This window comes from Dysgonomonas sp. HDW5A, assembly GCF_011299555.1.
Classification (GTDB): Bacteria; Bacteroidota; Bacteroidia; order Bacteroidales; family Dysgonomonadaceae; genus Dysgonomonas_A.
The window spans coordinates 3,679,663-3,692,899 of the sequence record NZ_CP049857.1 but is presented as its reverse complement, the minus strand read 5'-3'; the positions used below and the strand labels follow the sequence as shown (position 1 = coordinate 3,692,899).

The following is a 13,237-nucleotide window of genomic DNA, read 5'->3' as shown; positions in this document are numbered from 1 at the left end:
AATTAGTCATTTAATTAATTTAGGTAAATATTTATCTTATTAGAATGTAAGATTTACACCCAAAGCCCATGTTCTCAGAGTCGGATAAACAGCTGATGAATTGTCGTATCTGTTACGATAATTGTTAGGGTATGGATTATAAAAATCCCAAAGATTATTACCTGTAAGACTTACTTTAGCATTGTCGATACCTGTTTTAGCAAATACGTGTTTAGGTATAGTATATCCAACACTCATACTTCTTACAAAACATCTGAAAGATGAAACTTGCCAAAAATCGGAAGCGTAGCCCGTTGATTGTGCATAGTAAGCAAGATTGGGATATCTTCCGTTTATATTATTATCTTCATCAAACATATCTTTTAAATATGCCTCATGTGCCCAAAGCATTTGATTAGAAGAAGTTCCTTGCTTTACATTATCAATGGCGTTATATCCACCCCAGGATGTTTCGATTTGAGCAGCCCAACTTAATCCCTTCCAGTTTAGTCCAAAATTGGTGACAAAACCCTCGGATCTATTCTTCTTTACTAGTTTAGCGAAATCTTCACTTTCAATGATTCGACCATTAGGTCCGGCTAATGAGCCGTCTTCTTTATTTAAATCTCCATTTAAATCCTGATAAGCAAGCATACCTTTATAAATCTTCGACTTATCGGTTATTCCTAAATAAGAAGGAGTAGTACCTGCCGCCGCAGCTAAATCAGTCAAATAATTCCAATATGCATCAATATCGCTGTCGGAACGAAGTATACCATCTCCACTACTTGTGCCTTTCCATGTTTTAAATCCCCATGAAGGAAAAATGGTAGAACTACCAACTCGTGTGGCATTATCGGATGGATAACCAATTCCGGCTTCCGGATACTTACGAACATTATTGTCATTAAAGCTATAGTTTAAACCTATATTATAGTGAAAATCACCTACTTTATCACGCCAGTTGATGGATATTTCAGTACCCCACGCATCAATAGCTCCATAGTTTTGCTCGGCAAAACCTCCGCCAACAAAAATGGGAACACCGGCTTCTCCGGCTAAAGACATCAAGATATTTGTATTTCTGTCAAAATAGAAATCCCAACTTGCTGACAAGCGGTTATCCAGCACATTAAAGTCAAGTCCCGCATTATACTTCATACTTGTATCCCACCGTACATTACGATTGGGAGTTGCACTTGGTGTGACACCCGGTCCGAGTGTGCCACCTGAAGTTCCAAAGCCAAGCCCTTTGTCTGAGGCATAATTATAAAGCTGTAACCATTTCCATGCTTTAATATTATCTTTTCCGGTCTTTCCTACAGATGCACGAACTTTCAGAAAGTCAATCCATTTAATATTATCTTTAAACCACGATTCCTCAGATATACTCCATCCTAAAGACAAGGTTGGGAAAAACCCCCAGTAATTTTCGGGAGCAAACTTGGTCGATGCATCTGCACGAAACAGTACTTGAGCCAGATATTTACCTGCATAATTGTAACTTGCACGTCCCAGATACGATAATGTTCCTGTTTCAGAGCGTTTTACTTCCGTAAAAGCCGGATCCAACGTTCCCGCAGAAGAACTGCCTCCGATATATCCACCGGGAATAGGGTTGTTATAAAATATGGTTTTATTCTGTACATTAGTTTCAGAACGTTCTACAGAAGCCATTGCTGATATATTATGCAATCCGAAAACGCCATCGTAATTTACATAAAAGTTCATTTGTTCACTTTTACCAATTACATCAGAATAAACAACACGTGAATTTTTATTATTTTCTTTCACACTCCAAACAGTTTGGTCTGTATATAAGTGAGTACCTGCTGCATTTGTATTCGTGGCAAGTGCTAATGTATAAGGCATCTGCACTTGTTCTGTATTGCTCGACGAGTGGCTGCGGGCATAGGTTCCTTTTACTGACAAGCCTTTTACAAAAGGAATATTATATTCTAATGCGAAGTTGGCACTATAGCTGAAAGTTTCGTTTGTTTGTATTGATCCATTATCCAATAATCCGAAATAGTTCCATGCAGCTATTTGATTAGATGTAACTTGAGTTCCTGCAACTTTATGCGGGCCCAATGCCGGTGAAACCCATTGTTCAACACCATTAATAGTTTGACTCCAAGGTATATATTTAGGCATATGCGCCAAAATACCATAATCGGCTTGTTCTCCTCTTGCCAAAGAACCATAGCTTCCATCATTCAATCCACTAACTATCTTGGTAAATGATTTTTCTTGTTTACCATTATTTCCTGATAAAATAGCACTTAATTTAAAATTTGAGGCTAATTTGACATCTGCCCCCGACCTGAAAGTCCATCTTTTGAAATCCTGATCTCCTAAATTCGCTCCTTGATCTAATAGAGATGCTCCTGCAAAATAGGTAGCTTTGTTTGATCCTCCACTCACATTTAATGAATGTTGCATAACAGTTGCAGCAGACCATGCTTTATCAAGCCAATTATAATCTAAAGATTTCATAGCTTGTAATTCACTGTCCGAATATAAATTTGCTTCATCTGTAATTCCACTGGCTCGCAAAAAGCTATTTGCAAAAACGCCATATTCATGAGCATTTAATGTTTTTGTATGCCCAACAGCATCGTTTCTCATAAATTTTCCGGAATAAGAAATTTTAGGGGCTCCTTCTCTACCTCTTTTTGTCTTCACGACAATAGCACCTTGAGATGCTCTGGATCCGTAAATTGCAGCACTCGCATCACGTAGCACTGTAATACTTTCGACTTCTGAAGGATCAAGCATATTGAACTGCTCTAATGTTGCTAATCCAGTTGCTGGATCGGTTTGAATCATATCATCGATAATAACCAATGGCAATTGATTACCTCCATCTTTCGATAATGTAAATGGCTGGCGAATGCTCAATGATGCAGCTACACCGGGACGAGTACTTCCTCCGGTAACTGAGAGTCCGGGAATCTGTCCTTGTAAGGCTTCACTTATACTGGTTACAGGAAGTTCTTCGATTCGTTTCATATCTACAGGTACAATAGATCCTGTTACATCCTTTATTCTTTGGCTACCATACCCGATTACTACAACTTCATCAAGATTCCGGGAATCTTCCTGCATAATTATAGACAGATTTCGTTTTCCTGCTACCGGCACCATTTGAGTTATATATCCAAGATAAGAAATTTGAAGAGTTGCATTGGGAGCAACATTGATATTAAATTTTCCATCTAAATCGGCTACTATACCATTATTAGTTCCTTTTTCGATAATACTGGCTCCAATAATAGCATCACCTTTTTCATCAACAACAGTTCCTGAAACCGAAACTTTATTTTGTTGTTGGGAAATGCCTGATTCCTCTGGTTTAGCTTGAATTTGAGGAACTGTACACAATGTCAATAAAAGCCAAAATATACTTCTGAGACAAAATCTCATCTTTATATATTTCGTCCTGGCTTTCAAAAAATTCAGTGACTTGTTTTCCATAGTTTTTCCATGATTTTAAATATTAATAAATGGTATTTATAAATAGGTTTTATGTTAGATTAAACGTTTAACTTAGAATGCATTATTTTGATTAAACGTTTAACTTGTATTAGATGAAAATTTGAGATTAAAATTAAACTAGGGGCTGTGCTTTCTTAAACTTTGAGATAAGTGATCGGTTAATTTGTAAATTTTTCTAAATAGTATTTGACAATTGCAAATGTATGTTCTTATTCATATTTTGATGTATGCAAATTGATCTTAATTGTAATTAAATTGATCTTATTATTGACATTTCCGGCCTTTTATAAAACAGGTAAATTCTCTCAAACCCTTATTAATACAAGAGGTTAACGATTATAAGGTAAAGGGTTCTTATATTAAGTAAGAAGATTCAATCATTTTATACTATGATAAATCTTACCTATTTTTGACGATATAATTACACTTATCGGGGCCAAATATAGCCATTTAATACATAATTGAAGAACACCAATGATGAATAAAAAAATACTTTTTTTATTATTTTCTCTATTTTTATCACTTACCTCTTTTGGGAAAGACCTTCAACCGAAAACATCTGTTGCAGGACTTTTTGATTTGAATGATTCAGGGAGAAAAGTTTATAACTTTAATGTGGGCTGGCGATTTCAAAGAGGTAATCCGAAGGGAGCGGAACTCGTAGATTTTGATGACTCTAAATGGGATATCGTTTCTACACCTCACACAGTTCAGTTAATGCCTGCAGAGGCAAGTGGTGGTCGGAACTATCAGGGACCGGCATGGTACAGAAAACATTTCATAGTAGACGGAACCTTAGAGGATAAACTCATAAACGTTTATTTTGAAGCGGCAATGGGCAAAACAACTGTTTACTTAAATGGTACAAAGGTAGAGGAACATTTAGGAGGCTATCTACCTTTTAGCATAGAATTAACTCAATATGGAATAAAAGCAGGTGACAAATGTTTGATTGCAGTATTAACGGATAACTCCGATGACAAGAGTTTTCCTCCGGGAAAAAAGCAATCCACTCTCGACTTTACATATCATGGAGGTATCTACAGGGATGTATGGTTAATAACAACTTCAAAAATTCATATATCCGACCCAAATAAAGAGGATAAGCCTGCCGGTGGTGGCATATTTGTACATTACGATGAAATATCTAAAAAGAAAGCATCTATAGTTATTGATACCGATATCGTGAATAAGTCTGCAAATAATGAAAATATCAAAATAGAGACTCGCCTGTGCGATGCTAACGGGAATCATATAAAAACACTTACATCTAAAATCAATCTGAGAAAAGGAGAATCAAAACAAACAAGTCAAAAAATAGAAGTAAACTCTCCTCACTTATGGTCACCTGATAGTCCTTATTTATACCATATCGAGTCAAAAATTATCTCATCAAACGGTAAAATATTAGATGGTGGAATTACACGTGCAGGAATTAGAAAAGCAGAATTCAGAGGGAAGGACGGATTTTGGTTAAACGATGAATTATCAGACAAACTGATAGGAGGAAACCGTCATCAGGATTTTGCCTATGTGGGCAATGCTGTTCCTAACTCTCAACATTGGCGGGATGCCAAGAAACTTCGTGATGCAGGCTGTCGCATAGTTCGTGTGGCACATTATCCGCAAGACCCCTCTTTCATGGATGCCTGCGACGAATTGGGCATATTTGTTATTGTAGCAACTCCCGGATGGCAATACTGGAATAAAGACCCTCAATTTGCGGAATTGGTTTACAAAGATATACGCAACATGATACGGAGAGATCGTAATCACCCATCGGTTCTAATGTGGGAACCAATATTAAATGAAACTCGCTTTCCTTTAGATTTCTCGCTTAATGCTCATAAGATCACACACGAAGAATATCCGTATATGGGAGCTTTCTGTGTGGCTGATGCACATTCGGAAGGTGTTGCCGACAATTACGAAGTAGTCTACGGATGGCCTAAAGATGTAGGAAATTACAAGCAATCGATATTCACACGTGAATTTGGTGAAAACGTAGATGACTGGTATGCTCATAATACAAATAACAGAGCATCCCGCAGTTGGGGAGAGAGACCTCAAGTAGTTCAAGCCCTGCAGTTAGCTAAAGCTTACAATGAAATGTACACCGAGAGTAATCAGTTCATAGGAGGTGCATTGTGGCATCCTTTCGATCATCAGAGAGGTTATCATCCCGATCCATATTGGGGAGGACTGATGGACGCATTCCGCCAGCCTAAATACTCCTATTATATGTTCAAGAGTCAGGTAGATGCAAACCTTAAACACCCTCTATCTGAAACAGGTCCTATGATATTTATTGCACATGAAATATCTCCTTTTTCAGATACGGATGTAACCCTATTTACCAATTGCGATGAAGTTAGACTAATTGTTTACGGAAAAGATACTTTGATCCAGAAAGTACAGAAGGCTAAATATGGAATGCCCCATCCTCCTGTTATTTTCAAAGATGTATTTGATTTCAATGCCATGAGGGAATATCCATATGTACAAAAACAATGGCAGAAAGTAACTTTTGTAGCCGAAGGTCTTATAAATGGAAAAGTAGTTTGTTCTACAACTAAAATGCCATCGAGACGCTCTACCAAATTGAGCTTAAGAATAGATAATGAAGGCAGACAATTGTATGCAGATGGATCTGATTTTGTACCCGTTATATGTGAAGTAACAGATGATGAAGGCAATATTCGCAGATTGGCTAAAGAACAAATCCTATTTACAGTAGAAGGAGAAGGAGAAATAATCGGAGGATCGCAAATCGGTGCCAATCCAAGAATTGTAGAATTTGGTTCTGCCCCTGTTTTAGTTCGGTCGACCATAAATCCCGGAAAAATAAAAGTACATGCCTGTGTGTTGTTTGAGGGAGAGCACGCTCCTACTCCGGCTGATATCGAATTCGAAACGATTCCATCAAATCGTACGCTTCTATTCCTCGAAAAACCGATAGCCAATAAGAATGCCAGTGAAGCATATCAGCGAAGTTTTAACAGACAGCTGACAGAGGAAGAAAGAAAAAAAGCTTTAGATGAAGTAGAAAGGCAGCAAACCGAATTTGGACAATAAGATATGACGACTATAAAAGTAGTATTTGTTTCTGCAATTTATGTTACATAACATAATGAAAACAAGTTGCTAAAACGTTTAATCTAATACTTTTGTAAAATCGAGAACTATAAATATCACTACAATGGCACGAGTTTCAATTAAAGATATAGCAATTGCATTAGGGGTTTCCAACGCTACAGTTTCGTTAGTTATTAACGGCAAAGAAAAGGAAGGCAGAGTGGGACACGAAATGGCTGAAAAGATCAGAGCTAAAGCCAAAGAGTTAAACTATGAGCCTAATAATCTTGCACGAAGCTTACGAATTGGTCGCTCAGAAACAATAGGACTTATTGTAGCTGATATATCGAATATATTCTTTGCAACTCTTGCATTTCATATACAGGAATATGCCGAAAAGCTCGGATATACTATTATTATAACCAATACGAATGAAGATACTTCAAAGATGGAAAAAATGATACAAACACTTCAAAGCAGACAAGTGGATGGTTTCATTATTGTTCCCACAGAGAATGGAGAAGAATATATATCGAAACTGGTTAAATCGAAGATTCCCGTGGTACTGCTTGACAGGTGTTTTCCGGCTATTGAGACAAGTCATGTAATGATTGATAATTATCAGACATCCTGGTTAGCTACCAAACACCTCATAGCTTTAGGGTGTAAAAAAATAGCATTGCTAACTTATCAGAATAAACTTCATCATATGATCGAACGTAAACGCGGATATGCAGAAGCTGTACAAAAAGCCTCTATTTTTGATCCTGAACTTATTAAGGAAGTTAGCTATGAAAATATTACAGAAGATACAACCAATGCAATCAATGAATTGCTTCAGATTAAAGATCTCGACGGTATCTTTTTCTCCACTGACAGTATTTGCGTGGCAGGAATAAAGTATATGCAACAACTGGATAGGAATTTATTTAAGAAAATAAATCTGATGAGTTTTGATAAAAATGAAATATTCGATTTCGTAAATTATGATGTACCTTATATGATGCAACCATTGCCCGAAATGGGGAGAAAAGCAATAGATATATTAATGAATCAAATAATTAATAAATCAAATAAGACTGAGAAGATAGAATTGCAAGCAAGTCTGCATACCTGTTTAGTTTGATCAAACTAAACAGGTCAAACAACCTAATACCGATACTTGAATAAACACAATATAGATACGATGAAGAACTTATTATTAACTATTTATTTTCTAAGTGTATTTTTTTTCAGTAATGCTGAAACGATTAACTTGAAATCTTTCGGAGGAAAAACTGACGGAAAAACCTCAAATACCGCGATAATAAAAAAAGCCATCGATAAGCTAACCGCAGATGGAGGAGGTACGTTATATTTTCCTGCAGGAACATACCTTACAGGTCCTATAAAACTAGAAAGTAATATAACTATTGATATCGAATCGGGAGCTACAATTCTATTTTCGGGTGAATACGAAGAATACCTTCCATTTGTAGAGATGCGTTATGAAGGCGTTGTTATGAAAAGCTTCTGCCCTCTGTTTTATGCTTACGAAAAAGAGAATATCACTATCAAAGGAAGAGGTAAAATCGACGGAAACGGTTCTCATTGGTGGCATGTGGCATGGGCAATGGATGGGATTGAAAAATATGCACCACTATTGAAAAGAGTTGCTCCTTTACAGGAACTTTGGGATAAAGAAAATCCGAATTTAAAAATAGAAAAACAATCGGACTGGAAAAGAACGTTTGATAAAAAATTCTTTCGTCCCCCATTCATTCAGATGTACAAAAGTAAGAATATATTGATAGAAGGAATTACAATTGTTAACTCTCCTTTCTGGACAATAAATCCTGAGTTCTGCGAAAATATAACTGTCAAAGGCGTATCTATTTTTAACCCCTATTCTCCAAATACCGATGGCATCAATCCATCATCATGCAAAGATGTCCATATTTCGGATTGCCATATCAGTGTGGGAGACGATTGTATTACATTGAAATCGGGACGTGACCTTCAAGGTCGTGAATATGCGACACCTTGCGAGAATGTGACAATCACCAACTGTACGATGCTGGCAGGTCACGGAGGTGTAGTTATAGGTAGCGAAATGTCAGGCGATGTTCGTAAAATAACTATTTCAAATTGTATTTTCGACGGAACGGACAGGGGTATCCGTATAAAATCGACTAGAGGAAGAGGCGGAATAGTGGAAGAAATAAGGGTAAGCAATGTGGTGATGAAAAACATCAAGAAAGAGGCAGTTACATTGAATCTTTTCTATTCGAATGTACCTGCCGAACCTCTGTCAGAAAGAACGCCTATATTCAGAAACATTCACTTCTCAAACATTACAGGATCGGGCGTTAATGCAGCCTGTACTATCTGGGGAATCGAAGAAGCTCCCATTTCGAATATAACTTTTACTGATGTTAATATAGATGCTCAAACAGGATTTGACATTTACAAATCAAAGGATTTGACATTTACTGATGTTCAGGTAAATGCAACTTTAAGCCCCTCATTTACAATTAAGAATTCGGAAAATATATACATGAATAATGTATATACATTACAACCTAATCCTGAGAAAAGTTTAATCTCATTGACAGATGTTAAAGACGTTTTTATTAATAGATGCTTTCCTCTTTCCGGAAGCAAATCGTTCTTAAAAGCAGAGGGAGCAAGTACCAACAATATTATACTGACAGGCAACTATCTTAAAAGATTAAACCAAACTATTGAGAAATCACAGGATCTAAATCCGAATGCAATAATTATAGAATAATGAAAAAGCTTATAATTATATTCTTACTGCAATTGACTTTTATTTCACCTTTTTTGTTCGCGCAAACAACAGACGATTCTTATGCACGTCCCTTAAAGGAAGTTCTGTCTGATATTGAGCAGCAGTTCAATATCAAAATCAAATATGATGAGAAGATGATAGATGGCAAAATATTGAATTATGCAGATTGGAGAATCAAGCCATGGAGTGCTGAAGAAAGCCTGTATGCTGTATTGGCACCTTTCGATTATACTTTTGTGATGGATAATGGTAAGTTTAAAATAAAATCATTCGAATATGCCAGAACAAATGTATCTCAAGGAGAAAAATTCCTGAAATACCTCGAATCACAATATAATGATAAATCGAGTTGGGAAAAACGCAAAACGGAACTTATTCCCTGCTTCAAAGAAGCTTTGAGGGTATCGCCATTACCCGAAAAACCCAATTCGAAAGTAATACTTACTGCTAAAAGACAATACGACGGATATACAGTCGAAAATTTTGCTATTGAAACATTACCCGGAATATATGTTTGCGGATCTATTTATAAACCGGCAAAAATAAAAGATAAATGTCCCATAATGCTTAATCCGAATGGACATTTTGGACTAGGAAGGTATCGAGAAGACCAACAAAAACGCTGTGCTATGCAAGCACGTATGGGAATTATTTCCGCTTCTTGGGATCTCTTTGCTTGGGGTGAAAGCCTGCTTCAATTTGACGGGACATTACATCGGCTGAGTGCAGCACACTCTATACAAACACTAAATGCTATACGGATATTAGATTATCTGTTAACCCTTAAAGAATCAGACTCGTCTCGTGTTGGAATCACCGGAGGTTCAGGAGGAGGAAGTATGACTATGATGATGTCAGCCATAGATGATCGTATAAACCTGAGTATCCCTGTTGTTATGCTGGCTTCACATTTCAATGGAGGATGTCCGTGCGAAAGCGGTATGCCCACTCACCTGTGTGGAAATCGTACCAATAATGCAGAAGTAGCTGCCATATTTGCCCCCAAATCTCAATTAATAATATCTGATGGCAAAGATTGGTCGAGCAGTGTTCCTACTTTAGAATATCCATTTATAAAACGGATTTACGGATTTTATGGAGCAACCAATAATGTAAAGAATATACACTTACCTGACGAAGGTCACGATTATGGCTTTTCTAAAAGAATAGCTACATACGATTTTATTGCCGAGAAATTCGGACTAAGTGCCGAGACACTTAAAAATAAAGACGGTCAATATGACGAAAGCACAATTACTATCGAAGCCGAATGGCAAATGTATGCTTTCGGTAAAAATGGAGAAAATCTTCCTGCAAATGCCATCAAAGGAAAAGAAGCTTTAATCAACGTTTTGAGACAAGTGGGCATCCAAGAATAAACCTCATATCTTAACTAAAATAGCTATGAAAAAACTCGCATATCTTTTAATCCTATTCTGCTTTTCATCACAGTGGATGACAGCAAAAGGCACCGATCATTTACGTCTGTGGTATAATAAACCTGCCGCCGATTGGAATGAAGCACTTCCATTGGGTAACGGGCGTTTAGGAGCGATGGTATTTGGTGTTCCCTCTGTTGAACATTTACAGCTGAATGAAGAAACCATTTGGGCTGGCTCTCCCAATAATAATGCACACGAAGTTGCTCCCGAAGTTTTACAAGAAGTCCGCAAGCTTATTTTCGAGAAAAAGTATGTTGAAGCACAGCAATTAGCAAATGAAAAACTAATGTCGAAAAAGAATCACGGAATGCCTTATCAAACAATGGGCGATTTGTTTATTTCTTTTCCGGGACATGAGAGATATACAGACTTCTACAGAGATTTAGATATATCTGATGCTACAGCAACAGTAAGCTATAAAGTGAACGGTGTTACCTTTAAGCGTGAAATTCTCACCTCATTTACCGATCAGGTGATTATAGTTCGATTAACAGCCGATAAGCCTGCCAGCATTTCTTGCAATGCTTTTTTGACAACTCCACAAGAGAAAGTAGAATATACTGACGATAATAATCAGATTATAGTTTCGGCTATCACCCAAACCCATGAAAAACAAAGCGGAAAAGTACAATTAGAAGCAAGGGTTAAACCAAAAATCATTGGAGGGACTTATCAAATAAAAGATAATATAATCAGCATAGAAAATGCCGATGAAGTGATCATCTACATTGCTATTGCTACAAACTTTATCAATTACAAAGATATATCAGGGGATAAGACATTGAAATGCAAACAATATATTGATGATGCAATCCGAAAAGATTACTCTTTAGCAAAACAAAACCATACTAATTTTTACCGTCAGTATATGGATCGTGTTTCCTTGAATTTAGGTACAACCGATGCAGTTTTAAAACCGACTGATGTAAGAATCAAAGAATTTGCACAGACATTTGATCCTCAATTGGCTGCTTTGTATTTTCAATTCGGACGTTATTTGTTGATTTCATCTTCGCAACCCAATACTCAACCTGCTAATTTACAAGGAATATGGAATGACAGACTCCTGCCCTCTTGGGACAGTAAATATACTTGTAATATAAACTTAGAGATGAATTATTGGCCTGCCGAATCGACCAACCTAAGCGAGATGCACGACCCTATGTTGCAATTAGTAAAAGAGGTTGCCGAAACAGGTGAAACAACTGCTAAAATGATGTACCATACCCGTGGATGGGTACTACACCACAATACGGATATATGGAGAACCACAGCACCAGTGGATCAGGCAACATCGGGAATGTGGCCGACAGGAGGTGCATGGGTAAGCCAACATTTATGGTATCGCTACTTATACACAGGTGATAAAAAATACCTGCAAGACGTTTATCAGGTAATGAAAGGTGCTGCACTATTCTTTGTTGATTTTCTGATTGAAGAACCCGATCATAGCTGGTTGGTTGTATCTCCTTCCAATTCTCCCGAAAATGTTCATGCAGGCAGTAATCTAAAAGCTACCATAGCAGCAGGAACGACAATGGATAATCAATTGGTTTTCGACCTGTTTTCGAATGTTATAGATGCTGCTAATATATTAGGCTTAGACAAAGCATTCGCAGACACATTGCGAATGAAAAGGGCGAAATTACCCCCTATGCAGATCGGACAACATGGTCAGTTACAAGAATGGATCTATGACTGGGATTCACCCGAAGACAAACACCGCCATGTATCTCATTTATATGGATTATACCCAAGTAACCAGATATCTCCACTTCACACACCCGAATTGAGTGAGGCTGCTAAAAACACTTTAATTCAACGGGGCGATCCATCTACAGGATGGTCAATGGGATGGAAAGTATGCCTTTGGGCACGTCTTTTAGATGGAGATCATGCGTATAAATTGTTAACAGAGCAATTGAATCTAGTTACTAACGAAAAGAAAAAAGGAGGTACTTACAGCAATATGTTTGATGCTCACCCACCCTTTCAGATCGATGGGAACTTTGGCTGTACTGCTGGAATTGCTGAAATGTTTGTGCAAAGTCACGACGGATTTATCTACATATTGCCCGCTTTACCGAGTGTTTGGAAAACAGGAAGCATCAAAGGCCTTGTTGCCCGTGGTGGATTTGTAATAGACATCGATTGGAAAGACGGAAAAGTGGAGTCTCTGAAAATAGTCTCTAAAAACGGAGGAAGTTGTCGCTTAAAAGTTAACTCACCTTTACAAGGAAACGGACTGAAACAAGCAAAAGGTATAAATACAAATCCGCTTTATTCAACACCAGAAGTAAAACAACCTATAATCTCCGATAAAGCACAACCGTCTATTGCATCTGATAAAAAATCATATACATACGATCTCAAAACCGAACAGGGAAAAACATATACGTTCAAAAGTAAATAATAGGAACAATTGCATACAACCTTATTTAATTAATAAATA

6 protein-coding genes are annotated in these 13,237 nt (G+C 37.2%); 5 read left to right on the top strand and 1 reads right to left on the bottom strand.

Features of this window, described 5'->3' with window-relative positions; all coding sequences use genetic code 11:
* Window positions 1-39 precede the first annotated feature (39 nt).
* Window positions 40-3,405: a TonB-dependent receptor gene (locus tag G7050_RS15155; RefSeq protein WP_166116942.1), complete on the bottom strand. Its 3,366-nt coding sequence runs from the start codon at window positions 3,403-3,405 to the stop codon at window positions 40-42.
* Window positions 3,406-3,954: 549 nt separating this feature from the next.
* On the opposite strand from G7050_RS15155, the gene G7050_RS15150 reads away from it, so the two are divergent.
* From G7050_RS15150 to G7050_RS15130, 5 genes are all read left to right on the top strand, one after another.
* The gene (locus G7050_RS15150; RefSeq protein WP_166117744.1) at window positions 3,955-6,552 is read left to right on the top strand and encodes a glycoside hydrolase family 2 TIM barrel-domain containing protein; all 2,598 of its coding nucleotides are present in this window, start codon (window positions 3,955-3,957) and stop codon (window positions 6,550-6,552) included.
* Between the two features lie 124 nt (window positions 6,553-6,676).
* Window positions 6,677-7,678 (top strand): LacI family DNA-binding transcriptional regulator, encoded by a 1,002-nt coding sequence (locus G7050_RS15145; protein ID WP_166116940.1) that lies wholly within the window; start codon window positions 6,677-6,679, stop codon window positions 7,676-7,678.
* 60 nt (window positions 7,679-7,738) lie between these two features.
* Window positions 7,739-9,322, top strand: coding sequence for a glycoside hydrolase family 28 protein (locus G7050_RS15140; protein WP_166116938.1), 1,584 nt, complete (start codon window positions 7,739-7,741; stop codon window positions 9,320-9,322).
* Window positions 9,322-10,722 carry an acetylxylan esterase gene (locus G7050_RS15135; protein WP_166116936.1) on the top strand — a complete coding sequence of 467 codons (1,401 nt, stop codon included), beginning with the start codon at window positions 9,322-9,324 and terminating at the stop codon, window positions 10,720-10,722. The genes G7050_RS15140 and G7050_RS15135 overlap by 1 nt, the downstream gene beginning before the upstream one ends.
* A gap of 25 nt (window positions 10,723-10,747) precedes the next feature.
* Window positions 10,748-13,198 (top strand): glycoside hydrolase N-terminal domain-containing protein, encoded by a 2,451-nt coding sequence (locus G7050_RS15130; protein WP_166116934.1) that lies wholly within the window; start codon window positions 10,748-10,750, stop codon window positions 13,196-13,198.
* Window positions 13,199-13,237: the final 39 nt, after the last annotated feature.